This is a genomic window from Paracidovorax wautersii, assembly GCF_031453675.1.
Taxonomy (GTDB): domain Bacteria; phylum Pseudomonadota; class Gammaproteobacteria; order Burkholderiales; family Burkholderiaceae_C; genus Paracidovorax.
In genome coordinates this window covers 1,107,209-1,122,441 of the sequence record NZ_JAVIZX010000001.1, presented here as the reverse complement: position 1 = coordinate 1,122,441, position 15,233 = coordinate 1,107,209, and the positions used below count along the sequence as shown (strand labels likewise).

At 71.0% G+C, this 15,233-nt stretch carries 12 protein-coding genes; 4 read left to right on the top strand and 8 right to left on the bottom strand.

All coding sequences use genetic code 11. The features are described 5' to 3' along the window. Positions 1-377 precede the first annotated feature (377 nt). The 3 genes from QE399_RS05225 to QE399_RS05215 form a co-directional block, all read right to left on the bottom strand. A complete protein-coding gene (locus tag QE399_RS05225) occupies positions 378-1,607 on the bottom strand; it encodes an ATP-binding protein (RefSeq protein ID WP_309826808.1) in 1,230 nt (409 codons plus the stop codon). 502 nt (positions 1,608-2,109) lie between these two features. Next, positions 2,110-2,826, bottom strand: coding sequence for a response regulator (locus QE399_RS05220; protein WP_309826807.1), 717 nt, complete (start codon positions 2,824-2,826; stop codon positions 2,110-2,112). Between the two features lie 136 nt (positions 2,827-2,962). Then, a complete protein-coding gene (locus tag QE399_RS05215; protein ID WP_309826804.1) occupies positions 2,963-4,549 on the bottom strand; it encodes an AmpG family muropeptide MFS transporter in 1,587 nt (528 codons plus the stop codon). A 94-nt stretch (positions 4,550-4,643) separates the two neighbouring features. Between QE399_RS05215 and QE399_RS05210 the strand changes: the two genes are divergently transcribed. The 3 genes from QE399_RS05210 to QE399_RS05200 all read left to right on the top strand — a co-directional run bounded on the left by QE399_RS05210 (position 4,644) and on the right by QE399_RS05200 (position 7,362). Next, positions 4,644-5,339, top strand: a complete 696-nt coding sequence (locus QE399_RS05210) for a helix-turn-helix domain-containing protein (RefSeq protein ID WP_309826803.1) — start codon at positions 4,644-4,646, stop codon at positions 5,337-5,339. A 76-nt stretch (positions 5,340-5,415) separates the two neighbouring features. Further along, positions 5,416-6,345: a DMT family transporter gene (locus QE399_RS05205; protein WP_309826802.1), complete on the top strand. Its 930-nt coding sequence runs from the start codon at positions 5,416-5,418 to the stop codon at positions 6,343-6,345. Between the two features lie 135 nt (positions 6,346-6,480). Continuing rightward, positions 6,481-7,362 carry a M48 family metallopeptidase gene (locus QE399_RS05200; RefSeq protein ID WP_309831942.1) on the top strand — a complete coding sequence of 294 codons (882 nt, stop codon included), beginning with the start codon at positions 6,481-6,483 and terminating at the stop codon, positions 7,360-7,362. Positions 7,363-7,576: 214 nt separating this feature from the next. On the opposite strand, the gene QE399_RS05195 is transcribed toward QE399_RS05200, so the two are convergent. The 3 genes from QE399_RS05195 to QE399_RS05185 all read right to left on the bottom strand — a co-directional run bounded on the left by QE399_RS05195 (position 7,577) and on the right by QE399_RS05185 (position 10,820). After that, complete coding sequence (locus QE399_RS05195; protein WP_309826800.1) at positions 7,577-8,959, bottom strand: tripartite tricarboxylate transporter permease; 1,383 nt, start codon at positions 8,957-8,959, stop codon at positions 7,577-7,579. Between the two features lie 16 nt (positions 8,960-8,975). Next, positions 8,976-9,449: a hypothetical protein gene (locus QE399_RS05190; RefSeq protein WP_309826798.1), complete on the bottom strand. Its 474-nt coding sequence runs from the start codon at positions 9,447-9,449 to the stop codon at positions 8,976-8,978. An 81-nt stretch (positions 9,450-9,530) separates the two neighbouring features. Then, positions 9,531-10,820 (bottom strand): hydroxymethylglutaryl-CoA reductase, degradative, encoded by a 1,290-nt coding sequence (locus QE399_RS05185; protein WP_309831941.1) that lies wholly within the window; start codon positions 10,818-10,820, stop codon positions 9,531-9,533. Between the two features lie 125 nt (positions 10,821-10,945). Here QE399_RS05185 and QE399_RS05180 point away from each other — a divergent pair, with 125 nt between their 5' ends. Further along, on the top strand, positions 10,946-12,352 hold the full coding sequence (locus QE399_RS05180; protein WP_309826797.1) for an aminotransferase-like domain-containing protein: 1,407 nt from the start codon (positions 10,946-10,948) through the stop codon (positions 12,350-12,352). Between the two features lie 80 nt (positions 12,353-12,432). On the opposite strand, the gene QE399_RS05175 is transcribed toward QE399_RS05180, so the two are convergent. Both QE399_RS05175 and QE399_RS05170 read right to left on the bottom strand, forming a co-directional pair. Next, positions 12,433-13,392, bottom strand: a complete 960-nt coding sequence (locus QE399_RS05175) for a lactate/malate family dehydrogenase (RefSeq protein WP_309826795.1) — start codon at positions 13,390-13,392, stop codon at positions 12,433-12,435. A 205-nt stretch (positions 13,393-13,597) separates the two neighbouring features. Next, complete coding sequence (locus tag QE399_RS05170) at positions 13,598-15,103, bottom strand: SLC13 family permease (RefSeq protein WP_309826793.1); 1,506 nt, start codon at positions 15,101-15,103, stop codon at positions 13,598-13,600. Positions 15,104-15,233 lie beyond the last annotated feature (130 nt).

The window sequence follows — 15,233 nt, the reverse complement described above, 5'->3', positions numbered from 1 at the left end:
CGTGCGTGCAACCGCACGGCCCCCGGGGTGTGTGGCAGTCGTGCAGTAAAGGCCGCCCCGCTGCGAAGGCTGCTTGCTCCTGTCCTCCATACGCAGCGCGGCAAGAGCGGGTGAATGGCGCGCACCGTGTCGGCTTGTGATTCTTCGGGCTAACCACCGTAAAAATCGTTGGATACCGGCGCGGCCCACCCCAGCGGCAGCCGAGCAAGGGCCGCCCCGCAGCGAGGGCTGCGTCCCCCTGCCCGCCGCGCGCAGCACGACGAGAGCGGGGGCTGAGGGCCGCGACTCCCAGCCTGCCCGCGCAGGCTGGGACGTGCCCGAAGAGCTGCCGCCTCTGGCGGCTGCACGGAGCGGCGCAGCCGCTCAGGGGGGTGTCATCAAGCCAGCGGCAGCGTCAGCACGAAGCAGGCGCCGGGCTGGCCGTCGGGCCGGGCCTCGCAGCGCACGCTGCCGTTGTGGCGGCCGGCGATGGAACGCACCAGCGCCAGGCCCAGGCCCACGCCGCCGGCACGCTCGCTGGCGCCGGGCAGGCGGTAGAAGGGTTCGAAGATGCGCTCGCGCTGCTCGGGCGGCACGCCAGGGCCGTGGTCGCACACGCGCACCACGACCTGCCGGCCCTGGCGTTCCAGGCCCAGCGTGATGTCGCCCTGGCTGTAGCGGCGGGCGTTCTCCAGCAGGTTGCGCAGCGCGCGGCGCAGCAGCTTGGCCACGCCGTTCACGTCCAGCGCATCGATGCCGTCCTGCACCTGCAGCTCGGCGTCCACGCGCACGCACTCCTCGGCCGCCAGCCCGACCAGATCGACCGGCTCCACCGTGCCCACGTCGGCCTCGCGGGCGTCCAGGCGGCTGGCCAGCAGGATCTCGTCCACCAACTGGTCCAGCTCGGCGATGTTGCGCAGGATCTCCTCGCGGAAGGCGGGAGAAGGCGTGCTGCCCTGCATCAGCTCCAGCCCCATGCGGATGCGCGTGAGCGGCGAGCGCAGCTCGTGAGAGGCATTGGCCAGCAGCGACTTGTGCGACTGCACCAGTGTCTCGATACGCGCCGCAGAAGCGTTGAACTGGCGCGCCAGCGCGGCCACTTCGTCGTGGCCGTGCTCGGGCACGCGCTGCGACAGGTCGCCCTCGCCAAAGCGCTGCACGCTGCGCTGCAGTGTCTCCAGCCGCTGCAGCAGCCGGCGGATGACGGGGAACACGCCCAGGGTGACGGCGATGCCGACGACGGCCAGCATCCACAGGAAGCCCAGCGGCGGACGCAGCCAGAAGGAGGGGCCGTCGGGGCCGCGGTCGCGCCGGTCAGCTCCCGGCGGGCGCTGGCGCGGCGACAGCTGCAGCACGTACTGCGAGCCGTCCTCGGCCTCGATGTTGAACGCGATCGGATCGCCCGGCTCGAAGGGCTGGCGTACCGCCTGCCCCTGCATCACGGCCTTGCCGCTGCTGTCGCGCAGCACCAGCTCGCGCGCGGGTGGCATGCGCTGCACCTGTTCGTTGTGCTCGGCCGCCACCCGCCACGCCAGGCCCACCACGACGGCGAACACCGCCACGCCGCCCACCACGGCCAGCCAGATGCGCAGGTACAGACGGCGGGAAAAGGGGCTCAGCAGGGACATCTCAGCATTCCTCGTAGCGTTGCTTGCCGGCCGTGCCCAGCAGCCGCCGAGCACAGGCCGCCCCGCGGCGAGAGCGACTTTCGTCCTTGCCGACCTGCTCAGCGCAGAGCGAGCAAAGGGTCGGTGTGCCGAACCACGGGAGGCTGTTCTCTTTCCAGGGATTCAGCGCGGCAAGCCTGCCGCGCGGCATCGAAACCCCGCGCGGCCCGGCCCAGCAGCCGCCGAGCAAGGGCCGTCCCGCAGCGACGGCGGCGTCCCCCTTCCCGCAGCGCGCAGCGCTGCAAGAGAACGGGGAAGGCGCGCAGCGCCACAGGGGGATGTACTCCCCTCCACCAACCAGCGTGACAAGCCCAGCGCACCGCATCACGAACTGGCGCGGCCTGCCCCAGCAGCCGCCAAGCAAGGGCCGCCCCGCAGCGACGGCGGCGTCCCCCTTCCCGCCGCGCGCAGCGCTGCGAGAGAAGGGGGAAGGCGCGCAGCGCCACAGGGGGATGCTCTCCATTCAATCCTGCTGCTTGGCGAAGACGTAGCCCACGCCGCGCACGGTGAGGATGCGGCGCGGGTTCTTGGCATCCACCTCGATGGCGGCGCGGATGCGGCCCATGTGCACGTCAATGGAACGGTCGAAGGCCTCCAGCTCGCGGCCGCGCACGGCTTCCATGATCTGGTCGCGTGTGAGCACGCGGCCGGCGCGCTCGGCCAGGGCGACCAGCAGGTCGAACTGGTAGGAGGTGAGTTCGGCCGGCTGGCCGGCCAGGGTGACGGTGCGCGCGTCGCGGTCGATCTCCAGCGAGCCGAAGCGCAGCACCTGCGCCGCCGGCTGGGCCCCGCTTTCGCGGCGGCGCAGGATGGCGCGGATGCGCGCCAGCAGCTCCCGCGGCTCGAAAGGCTTGGGCAGGTAGTCGTCCGCGCCCAGCTCCAGGCCGATGATGCGGTCCATGGGGTCGCCCTTGGCGGTGAGCATCAGCACCGGCACGTGGGCGGCGGGGCCCTGCAGTGCGCGGATGCGGCGGCAGACCTCCAGGCCGTCCATGTCGGGCAGCATCAGGTCGAGGATGACCAGGTCGGGCAGGGGGCCGGCGTCAGGGCCCTGGAGCTGCGCCATGCCGCTGGCGCCATCGGCCCTGTGCGTGACCTGCAGGCCGGACTGCCCCAGGTACTCGCCCACCATCTGGGCGAGGCGGGTGTCGTCTTCGATCATCAGCAGCTGGGAGCTCATGGCGGTGCGGGGCGTGGAGGAAGAAGAAAAGGAGAAAGAGGATGAAGAGGGCTTGCGGGTCGGTTTCATCGTCGCGCCTGGGCATCTCGCCGTGTTGTCGTGCCGGTAAAGTTAGGTAAACCGCCGCTGCGGCCGGTTACCCGGCCGTCTTGCGTGCCGCTCGTGCGGCCAGAGCCACCAGCACCAGCACCGGTACGCCGAGCAGCGCGGTGCCGATGAAGAACTCGGTGTAGCCGTACGCATCGACGAAGCGGCCCGAGAAGCCCGCGATCCACTTGGGCAGCAGCAGCATCATCGAACTGAACAGCGCGTACTGCGTGGCCGAGTACTGCACGTTGGTCAGGCTCGACAGGTAGGCGATGAACGCGGCCGAGGCGATGCCGCCCGCCAGGTTGTCGGCGGACACCACCAGCACCAGCAGCGTCACGTCGTGCCCCTGCATGCCCAGCCAGGCGAACAGCAGGTTGCTGACGGCGCTCAGCACCGCGCCCAGCATCAGCACGCGCATCACGCCCACACGCATCGACAGCACGCCGCCCACGAAGGCGCCGGCCAGCGTCATGATCACGCCGAAGACCTTGGTCACCGCGGCCACCTCGTCCTTGGTGTAGCCCATGTCCACGTAGAACGGGTTGGCCATGATGCCCATCACCACGTCGCTGATGCGGTAGACGGCGATCAGCGCCAGGATCAGCGCCGCCTGCCAGCGGTAGCGGGCGATGAAGTCGGCGAACGGCTCCACGATCACCGCATCCAGCCAGGCCACCAGGGGCGCCGCCTTGCGCGCCACGGGCACCCGCAGCGGGCGCGCGCTGCCCCAGCCGGCGCGCAGGCCCCAGGCCGCCACGGCGCCCAGCGCCAGGTAGACGGCCGTCTCCTGCGCGGTGATGTTGCCCAGCGCCGCGCGCACCATGCCCGCCAGCAGGGCGACGAGCACCGCCGCCAGCAGGGCCTGCGGCCAGGTGAAGCGCAGGCCGTCGCGTGCGAACGTGGCTGCGGCCTGCGCCCGCGCGGCGCGATCGGCCGCGGCGTCGCGGGCGATGGGCTCGCGCGACAGCAGCACCGTCGCCACCCCAACCAGCATGGACGCGGCCATCACCAGGTAGGCTGCCTGCCAGGCGGCGTGCTCATACGCGTCGGACGCGGCCGTGCGTGCCGCGATCCACAGCACGCCCGCGCCGGCCCAGATCATGGCCAGCCGGTAGCCGGTCTGGTAGGTGGCGGCCAGCGCGCTCTGGCGCTGCGCGTCGGACGATTCGATGCGGAAGGCATCGAGCGCGATGTCCTGCGTGGCCGACGCGAACGCCACCACCACCGCGAAGGCGACCAGCGTGTCGAGCGAGCGGGTCGGATCGGTCAGCGCCATGCCCGCCAGGCTGCCCATGACGGCGAGCTGGGCCGCCAGCAGCCAGCTGCGCCGCTGCCCCAGCCAGGCCGTGAGCAGCGGAATGCGCAGCCGGTCCACCAGCGGCGCCCAGAGCCATTTCACGCCGTAGGCCAGGCCTACCCAGCTCAGGTAGCCGATGGTGGTGCGGTCGATGCCCGCCTCGCGCAGCCGGAACGACAGCGTTCCCAGCACCAGCAGCAGCGGCAGGCCGGCCGAGAAGCCCAGCGCCAGCATGCGCAGGCTGGCCGGCTCGGCGTACACGCGCCAGGCATCGCGCCAGCGGCTGCGGGGGGCGTCAGGAGCGGAGGGCGGGAGCGGCGCAGGGGAGGTGGACATGGGCGGGCGGGCAAAAGGGTGCCGTGGATTATCCGCACGCATGCCGCCCGGCGCCCCGGCGCGGTGCTGTGGCGCGCTCCACTACCATCGCGCCATGGCAACCGCTCCCCTCCTGGCCCCGATGGCCTCCGTGCGCCGCTACAGCGGCGAGCACACGGCGCATGCGCACGACCACGCCCAGGTCCTGTACGCGCTGGCCGGGCGCATGGAGCTGGAGGTGGCGGGCCGCGCAGCCTTCGTGGACACGGCCTGCGGCATGGTGGTGCCCGCGGGCGTGGCGCACGGCTTTCTGGCGCAGGCGGGCTCGTGCCTGCTGGTCATCGACGCGCCCGCGCAGGCCGCCAGCGTGGACCGGGTGCGGCGCTTTGCCGTGCCGCCCGCCTGCCGGCACTGGCCGGCCACCAGCCCAGACCCCAGCCACGACGCGGCCGTGCGCCTGGCGCAGCTGCTGCAGTCGCCCCGCGTGCTGGCGCGCCGGGCTCTCGCGCCGGCCGTGCTGGAGCGGGCGCTGCGCGCGGCCCTGCACGAGGAGTGGCCCACGGCCCGCATGGCGGCGCTGTATGCGCTGAGCGCCCCGCGCTTTCATGCGCGCTGGCAGGAGCTGACGGGCCGCACCCCGCAGGCCTGGCTGCGGGACTGCCGGCTCGACGCCGCCGCGCAGGCGCTGGCGCGGGGCCAGTCGCTGGAGGCGACCGCGCTGCGCGTGGGCTATGCCAGCGCCAGCGCACTGGCCTACGCCCTGCGGCGCGAACGGGGTGTGGGGGCCCGCGCGCTGCGCCGGGGCGGCTGAGCCGAATCTGGCGCGCCCGGCACCACATCGCGCGTTGCTCGACATTTGCGCTGGCCGTGCGCGCCACCATGGCGGCATGACCGCAACTTCCTCTTCCGAATCCACCCGGGGCGTGGCGCTGGTGCTGCTGGCCTCCACGCTGTGGGGCACGACGGGCACGGCGCAGAGCCTGGGCGCGGGCGGCCTCTCGCCCTTCTGGGTGGGCGCCGCGCAGCTGGCCGTGGCCAGCGCCTTCTTCGCGTGCCTGCGGGGCCTGTCGGCGCTGCCGCGCCGAGGCCCGCGCGTGGCGTCCGGCGCTGCGCCCGCTCCGGTGCGGCTCCCGCTGCCTGTGCCGCTGCTGGCGCTGGCCTCGGCGGGTGTGGCGGGCTACAGCATCTGCTTCTACGCCGGCGTGCAGCTTTCGGGCGTGGGCGTGGGCACGGCGGTGGCGATCGGCAGCGGCCCGATCTGGGCGGGGCTGATCCAGGCCGCACTGCTGCGCTCGCCGCCGATCGGGCTGTGGTGGCTGGGCACGGCCGTCAGCGTGGCCGGCGGCGCGCTGATGGTGCTGGGCAAGGGCGCGGCGGCCACGACCTCGTGGTGGGGACTGGCGCTGTGCCTGCTGGCGGGGCTGTCGTATGCCGGCTACGCCTTGGTGAACAAGCGGCTGGTGACGCTGGCGCCGCCGCTGGCCGTCAACCTGCGGGTGTTCTCCGGGGCGGCGCTGCTGGCGCTGCCGGTGGCGGCCCTGCTGGCCGGCGCGCCGCGCTTCAGCCTGCCGTCGCTGGCGGTGGTGGTCTATCTGGGCGTGGTGGTGTCCGGCCTGGCCTATGTGGCGTTCTCCAGCGGGCTGCGCCACATCGCCGGCGCCACCAGCGTCACGCTCACGCTGCTGGAGCCGGTGGCGGCCTTCGGGCTGGCGGTGGCAGTGGTGGGCGAGCACCAGCCGCTGGCGGCCTGGGCCGGCCTGGGGGCGGTGCTGCTGGGGCTGCTGGCGGTCATCCGCGCCGAGCTGCGGCGCCGCTGACAGGTCGCCGCCACGGCGCCGCCGCTGGCGCAGCCCGTGCCGCGGAACGCATGCCCTGCTGGGCGCCCGGCCTACAGACGGGCGGCCGATGCCGCGGCTAGACTCCCGCCCATGCTGAATCTGCCCCCTTCCGCCATGCACCCGGCCGCCCCTGACGACGGCCCTTCTGCGTCTGGTTCTGGCTGCCGGCTTTGCGCCCTGCGCAAGGGCACCTGGAACGCGCGCCGCGGCTTCCTGCTGGCCGCAGGCGCCGCGGTGGCGGGGCCCGCGCTGGCGCAGGTGGACGTGGGCTCCGGCTCCAGCCTGCGCAAGCTGGTGCCCGCCGAGACGCTGGAAGAGGCCGCCACCCAGCAGTACAGCCAGATGCTGGCGCAGGCCAAGGCCAAGCAGGCGCTGGCGTCGGATTCCAACGCCCAGCTGCGCAAGCTGCGCACCATCTCGCAGCGCCTCATTCCGTTCTCGTCGCAGTGGAACAGCCGCGCGGCATCCTGGCGCTGGGAGGTCAACCTGATCGGCAGCAAGCAGATCAACGCCTTCTGCATGCCGGGCGGCAAGATCGCCTTCTACACCGGCATCCTCGACCAGCTCAAGCTGACCGACGACGAGGCCGCCATGGTGATGGGCCACGAAATGGCGCACGCCCTGCGCGAACACGCCCGCGCCCGCATTGCCAAAACGCAGGCCACCAGCATGGGGCTGTCGCTGGGTGCGCAGCTACTGGGCCTGGGCGACCTGGGCAACGCCGCGGCCAACCTGGGCACGGAGCTGCTGTCGCTGCGCTTCAGCCGCAGCGACGAAACCGAGGCCGATCTGGTCGGGCTGGAACTGGCGGCGCGGGCGGCGTACGACCCGAACGCGTCGGTGAGCCTGTGGCGCAAGATGGGGGAGGCGACCAAGAACCAGGGCGGCCTGGCGTTCCTCTCCACCCACCCCAGCGGCCCGGACCGCATCCGCGAGCTGGAGCAGAACGTGCCGCGCGTCGAAGGCCTGTACCGCGCTGCCAAGCAGCGCGGCTAACTCGCATAGCTGCTGTAGGATTTTCAAGTCGAATCGCCCTCTAGCGCTTATGGAATAAGCGCAGGTAGCTATCAAAATTGAAGTATTGGGGCGGGCGTTCCGCCCGCTGCGTGTCCGCAACGGTGCGGCGCTGCCGTTCGTGGTGCTCCCCCGTGCGGAATGCGGGCGATGGCCGCCCGGGTGCGCGGCCATCGCTCCGGCGCTGGCTGAGGGGTCAGAACAGCTTGACGATCGCCGGCACGCTCAGCACCGCCGTGTAGTAGCCCATGAACTGCACGCCGGTGTTGAAGCCGAAGTTGCGCGACAGCAGGCCGCCCAGCAGGCCCATGGTCAGGATCACCAGCAGACCCAGCAGCTGGCCTTCCCACACGCTGATCACGATGATCAGGCCCACGAAGGTGGCGATGATGGCCTCGTGGCTCACCCGGCGCGAGACGAACAGCGCCGCGCGCCGCGCGAAGTTCATCGCGAACGGGTACGACACCACGGCGGCCAGCAGCACCGACAGCATGCCGTAGCCCAGGAACTCCCAGTGGTTCAGCAGGTTGTGCAGGTTGTGCGTCTGGCCGGTGGCGGCATCCACGGTGAAGCGCGGCGGCGCGTTGAACAGCGGCGCGGCCGGGCCGGCGGCCACGGGGCTGAGCGGCAGGCCGAAGGCGATCAGCGGGATCAGCGCCTCGGCGATGTAGGTCGCCTCGGTCACGCCGTTGCGCGCGCTCAGCACGGTGGTCAGCCGGTGGTAGGCATGCTTGATGCGCGAGCCGACCAGCTCGCCCAGCACCACCGTCATGGCGACCGGGCTGAACACGAAGGTGGCGCTGGAGATCGTGGCGGTGATCAGCGTCCAGCGGGTCTGCACGCGGTCCATCACCTTGAGCGGGTTGGGGAAGTAGCCCGACCAGCCCTTCACGTCTGGCGCCAGGTTGAACTGGCGCACCTGGTCGCGCAGCATGCGCTGGCGGCCGGCTGGCGCGATCACGGTGAACAGGTCGGCGATCAGCGGGCCGATGGCGATGCCCAGGAAGTAGCTGATGCTGAGCTTCACCTCGTACTTCGCGGTCAGCGCCTGCAGCGCGATGATCACCACCACGAAGGGCACCAGCAGCGCCACCGAGGCCCAGCGGCCCGCCGAGAAGTAGGCGATGAGCAGCGCGGCGGCTAGGAAGATCCACGGCGCCGTCTTGGTGATGGTGGAGCCGAACGGCGCCAGCATGACGGCGAACAGCACGGCCAGCGGCACAGCCACGAAGGCCGCGACGATGGCGCCCGAGACCATCTTGCGCAGGGCAATGTGCGGCACGCCCAGCTTGCGCAGCATGTTGGCGTCCTGCAGCAGCGGCGTAGCCAGCGTGTCGCCCGGTATGCCCAGCAGGGCGGTGGGCACGGCATGCGTCATGTGCTTTGCCACGGCGCCGGCCAGGAAGAAAGTGAACACGCCGGCGGGCGGCACGCCCAGCAGCACCACCAGCAGGGTGAGCGGTGCGAGCGTGGTGGTTTCATCGGTGCCCGAGACCAGACCTATGGCGGCGAACACTACCGCGCCGACCAGCCCCATGGCGGCTGCGACGGCGATGTCGTTGAGGAGTTGCGGATCCATGTCGTGCTCCCCGGGGTCAGTGCGTCGCGCGGCCGGTGGCCACGTTCTGCGTGGTGGATGGAGTGGCGGCGCTCTGTGCGTTCTGCACGAACAGGTCGTAGAGCTTCAACTCCTTTAATTCCTGCACCACCACCGGCGGCAGGTCGGTGACGGAGCCCAGCCCGCCGGGCTGCGCGGCCAGTTCCTCCAGCACCTCGCGGCGCCAGGCCGGGTCGGTGGGGGTGTCCTGCTCGGTCACTTCGCGCTTCGGGGGGAAGGCGCGTGCGCAGATCACGCCGGCCGTCACGCAGCCGGCCAGGCCGGCGAGCATGGCGTAGGCATGCGCCAGCTGTTTCGATTCCACCACCGTGGCCAGCCAGCGGCTGGCCAGGTAGAAGCCGACCACGCTGATGCCGATGCCGATCACGATGGACCAGGCCAGGTGCCGCAGGTCGACGGTGTCGCCCCAGACTTCGGCCAGCCGCCAGGTGGCGGGGTCTTTGGTTGTCATGCTTGTCTCCTCGTTATGGTTCGGTGGTGGGGGGCACGTGCGGCGCCCGCGCGGCCCTACCGCCGCCGGGCGGTATCGGGTTCAGCGCTTGGCGCGCAGTTCCTGCAGCACTTCCAGCGCGCGGTCGGTGCGCACGTCGTGCTCGGCGGCCAGGCGCTTGGCGACGGCGTCGACCTCGTCGCCCGTGGCACCGGCCACCAGGGCGATATTGCGGGCGTGCAGGGCCATGTGGCCGCGCTGGATGCCTTCGGTGGCGAGGGCGCGCAAGGCGCCCATGTTCTGCGCCAGGCCCACGGCCGCGGCGATCTCGCCCAGCTCCTGCGCGGTCTTCACGTCCATCATCTTGAGCGCCAGGCGCGCCAGCGGATGCGTCTTGGTGGCGCCGCCCACCAGGCCCACGGGCATGGGCAGCTCGATGGTGCCGACCAGCGCGCCGCTGGTGTCCTTCTCCCAGCGCGTGAGCGAGGTGTAGTGCCCGCCGCGGCTGGCATAGGCATGGGCGCCGGCCTCCACCGCGCGCCAGTCGTTGCCGGTGGCGACGATGACGGGGTCGATGCCGTTCATGATGCCCTTGTTGTGCGTGGCGGCACGGTAGGGGTCGATGGCGGCGAAGGTGTAAGCGTCGAGGATGCCTTCGATGATCTCTTCGCCGCTGCGCTCTTTGGTTTTCAGCGTGTCGGCCGTCAGGCGCACGCGGGCGCGGGCCAGGCGCAGGTCCGCCAGGTTGGACAGGATGCGCAGGCGCACCGAGCCGCCCGTGATCTCTTCCACCAGCGGCGCCACCGATTCGGCCATGGTGTTGACGGTGTTGGCGCCCATGGCGTCGCGCACATCCACGATCAGGTGCATGACGATCATCGCGCCGCGCGGCGAGTCGGGGAACACATGCACCTCGATGTCCTTGCAGCCGCCGCCCAAGCCGATCAGCACCTTGTCGCGGCTGTTGGCGCGCTCGATGATCTGCTCGCGCGCCTGCAGCACCGCGATGCGCGCGCCGTACGGGTCGGCGATGCCCACCACTTGCACCTGGGCGCGCATCAGCGGCAGCGTGCTGGAGGTCTGGAAGCCCCCGCTCTCGCGCGCCAGCTTGGCCATGTACGACGCGGCGGCGACGATGGAGGGCTCTTCCACCGCCATCGGAATCAGCACGTCGCGGCCGTTGATCTGGAAGTTGCTGGCCACGCCCATCGGCAACTCGAACGTGCCGAACACGTTCTCGATCATGCCGTCCGCCAGCTGCGGGGGCAGGGCGCCGGGCTGGCGCACCAGCGCGCGTTCGGCGTCGGTGAGGCCGCAGGCGTCGGCGAGGAAATCCCACCGCTGGGCGGGGGTGAGGGCGCGGAAATTGGGCAGGCGCGAGTCGGCAACCATGAAGGCGATCTCCTGAAAGTCTGAATCCATCGGATCGCCGGACTGTAGGCAAACTGTACCCTCTTAAAAAGGTACAGTTTGCGGGAACAGTACCATCGCAGTGCAACATGAACGGAGGGGCCGCGATGGCGGAAAGCAGAGGGCGTTCGGCGCCGATCGCCGACACGTTGGCCGACCTGATCGGCCAGCAGATCGCCGACGGCGTGTACCGGCCGGGCGACAAGCTGCCGTCGCTGCGCGAGCTGGCGCAGTTGCACCGCTATGCCAAGAACACCATCGTGGCGGCGTTCGACCTGCTGGTTTCGCGCGGGCTGGTGGAGCCGCGCCGGGGCTCGGGCTTCTACGTGCTGGGCACGGCGCGGTCCGCGCAACGGGCGCAGGAAGACGCCGGCCAGCTGGGCCGCGCCATGGATATCGTCTGGCTGATGCGCGAGCAGCTCAAGACCGAGCCGGGCGCCGTGGCCGTGGGCGACGGCTTTCCGCCGGTCGAATGGCTGGCCGACATGCGGCTGGACCGCTACCACCAGAAGGTGGTGCGCACGGGTCTGGGCTCGCTGTTCCGCTACGGCAGCCGCTATGGTTATGCGCCGCTGAGGGACAGCCTGGTGCGCAAGCTGGGCAACTTCGGCCTGCAGGCGACGCCCGGCCAATTGGTGCTGACGCATGGCGCCAACGACGCGATGGACCTGGTCATCCGCTACTTCGTGCCGCCGGACGCCAAGGTGCTGGTGGACGAGCCGGGCTACTACCCGCTGTTCGGCAAGCTCAAGCTGGCTGGCGCGCGGGTGATCGGCGTGCCGCGCCTGGCCGACGGGCCCGACGTCGCGGCGCTCGACGCGCTGCTGCAGCAGGAGCGCCCGCGGCTTTTCTTCACGCAATCACTCGCCCACAACCCCACGGGATCGGACATCACAGCCGCCAAGGCCTACAAGGTGCTACAGCTGGCCGAACGCCACAACCTGCTGATCGTGGAAGACGACCCGCTGGCGGACTTCAAGCCCACCTCGGCCGTGCGCCTGTCCACGCTCGACCAGCTGGAGCGCACCATCTACATCGGCAGCTTCTCCAAGTCGTTCTCGGCCGCGCTGCGCGTGGGCTTCATCGCCTGCAACGACGCGCTGGCCAGCGACCTGGCCGACCTGAAGGCGCTGATCCACGTGAGCGGCTCGGAATACTGCGAGCGCATGGTGGACGTGATGCTGCGCGAGGGCCACTACGAGCGCCACCTGGTGCGCCTGCGCCAGAAGCTGGGCCAGGCCACCACGCAGGCGCTGGCATGGCTGGACGCGCAGGGCTGCGAGGTGTTCGCGCGCAGCGCGCAGAGCCTCTACCTGTGGGTGGCCTTCCCCGGCGTGGCGGATTCGCTGCCGCTGGCCGAGCAGCTCATGGCCCGCAAGGTGACCATGGCGCCCGGGCGCGTCTTCCACGTGGACCCGTCGGCGCCGTCCCGCTGGTCGCGCTGCAACGTGGGCGCCATGGCCGACCCGCGCTTCGCCGCCGCCATGCACGGGGTGCTGCAGCCGGCAGCCTGAACCGGCGGTTCCGCCGATATTCAAGTCAAATCGGCCTGTGGCGCTTGATGGATAAGAGCAGGCAGCTATAAAAATAATAGCTAAACACTCCGCGCAGGCAGTGACTGCAGCGCACCCGCAATGGTGTCCGACAGCACGGCCGCGCTGGCGCGCAGTGCCGCCTCTTCCTGCGCCGACCATTGGGGCTGCAGCGGGGCGCTGGCGCCCTGCGCATTCAGCACGTGGGGCAGGGACACGCAGGTGTTGCGCACGCCCTGCAGCTCGGGCAGGTAGGTGGAGACCGAGAACACGCTGTGCTCATCGCCCACGATGGCACGCACCAGCCGCGCGATGCAGCCGCCGATGCCGAAGTTGGACACGCCTTTGCCGGCCTTGATGCGGTAGGCCGCCGTGCGCACGTCCTCGGCGATGGTGTGCTGCAGGGCTGCGTCGATGGGCTGGCCGCGCTGCGCGGCAAATTCCAGGATGGGCACGCCCCCAGCCTGCGCCGACGACCAGTGCAGCACCTGCGAGTCCCCGTGCTCGCCGAACACGTAGGCGTGCACCGAGCCGGGCGCCACGGCCAGGTGGTGGGCCAGCCGGTCGCGGAAGCGGATCGAGTCCAGCATGCAGCCCGTGCCGATGGCGCGGCCGGGCGGCACGCCCCAGCGCTGCACGGCCAGCGCCGGCATCACGTCCACCGGGTTGGTGGCGAACAGCAGCACGCAGCCGGGCGCGGCCTGTAGCACCTGCTCGACGATCCGGTCCACGATGCGCAGGTTCTGCTGCACCAGCTCCAGCCGGGTCTGGCCCGGCTTGAGGCTGGCGCCCGCGGTGATCACCACCACCGCGCAGCCGGCCAGGTCGGCATAGTGCCCCTCGCGCACCCGCGCCGAGGTGCCGAAGGCCGCCGCGTGGCCGATGTCCGCCGCCTCGCCCGCGGCCCGGGCCGTGTCCAGGTCCACCAGCACGATCTCGCTCACCCCGGGCGTGGACGACAGCAGGTAGGCCGCGGCGGCGCCCACCTGTCCCGCGCCGATGACGCCGATCCTTGCTCCCATGTCAGTTCTCCCTGGCGCTGTGCGCCACCTGCAACTTACGAAACCGGCGCGGCGTCATCCGTCCGATGGCCGCGGAGCAGGCCAGGCCCGCAGACGCCGTGGAACTGGCTTTGCCAGGCCACTGGCGTCGTCCCCCTGCCCGCCGTGCGCAGCACGGGGAGAGCGGGGGGAAGCTGCGCAGCGGCGCAGGGGGGTGTCGTCTCATTCAGAGCACCCCCATCATGGGCCACACCGTGGCCGACAGCAGCAGGATGAGCGCCAGCCCGGCCAGCGTCATCACCACGCCCACCTTGGCGAACTGCATGGTGTTGAAGGCACCGGTGCCGTAGCACAGCATGTTCTGCGGGGCGTTGGTGGGCAGGATGAAGCCGAACGACACGACGAAGCTCTGGATCATCACGATGCCGAAGGCGGTTTCCTTGCTCACCGGCAGGGTCTGCGCGAAGGCGATGAAGATGGGGATCAGCGTGCTGGCCAGGCCGGTGGCCGAGGCGAAGCCCAGGTGCAGCACGATGCTGAACACCGACAGCGCGCCGATCACCGCCACCACCGGCAGCGCTGCCAGGCCCAGCTGGCCCAGGGTCTGCTGCGCCAGCCAAGCGGCGGCGCCGCTCTTGGACAGCAGCGTGCCCAGCGAGATGGAGGCCGCGAACAGCACCACCGTGCCCCAGGGCACGAGCTTCTCGGCCTGGGCCCAGTGCATCACGCCGATGCGCGGCATCAGCAGCAGCGCGATGCCGATCTGCGTGGTGGTGGTGGTGTCGAACGGGTGCAGGGCGCCCTCGGTGGACCACATCACCAGCAGCAGCAGGGCGACGGCGATCAGCCGCTTCTCGGGCGCGCTCACCGGGCCCATGGCGGCCAGCTGTTCGCGCAGCTTGGCGGCGGCCTGCGCCTGGTCCGGCACCTGCGGGCGCAGCAGCCACATGGCGGCGAAGAACAGCACCACGCTCATGCCCAGCGTGAACGGCAGGGCGGTGATGAACCACTGTCCCCAAGTCACGGAGTGGCCGAACGCCTTTTGCAGGAAGTCCAGGCTGATGAGGTTCTGCGCCGCGCCGGTCTTGAAGCCCATGTTGAAGATGGAGCAGGCCTGGGCGGTCACGATCAGCAGCGTGGCGCCCAGCGTGCTGTTGACGGGCAGGCTCAGCGCCGCGGTGATGCCGATCATGATGGGAATCACGGCACCCACGCGGGCCGTGGCCGAGGGGATGAACAGCGCCAGGGCGAAGCCCACCAGCATGGCGCCCAGCGTGAGCCGGGCCGGCGAGATGCCGATGCGGCTCATCACCAGCAGGGCCACGCGGCGGTCCAGGCCGGTGTGCTTGAGCGCCACCGCCAGGAACAGGGCCGCGGCCACCAGCAGCACGGCGGTGGACGAGAAGCCCGTCAGCATGACCCCCAGCGCGTCGGCAGACTTCATGACCGGGCCGGTGGGCGTGAGGGTCTTGCCCATCAGCCCCAGCACGGCCGCGCCGGTCAGGATGACGGCGCTGTTGGCGGGCGAGACGCACTCGCTGATCCACAGCGTGACGACCAGCGCCAGCAGGCCCAGCGCCACCTGGCCGGAGGGGCTGAGCCCGGCCGGCGTGGGCAGCGTCAGCACGATGACGTAAAGGACCAGGCCCAGCAGCAGAAAGCCCAGCTTGCGGGATGAATCGGGCTCCAACGGGGATTGGATGGGGGCACTCGGCGGTGCGGCGGTGGACATGACCTTCTCCTTTGCAGTCGCGCAAGAAGAGAACCGATGGGCGCCGATGGCGGCCACTCCCCTCTTGTTTGCAGCCATGCTACCCCCGGATGGGGCTGGACTAAGGGTTTTCCCGGAGCTGCCGCCGCGG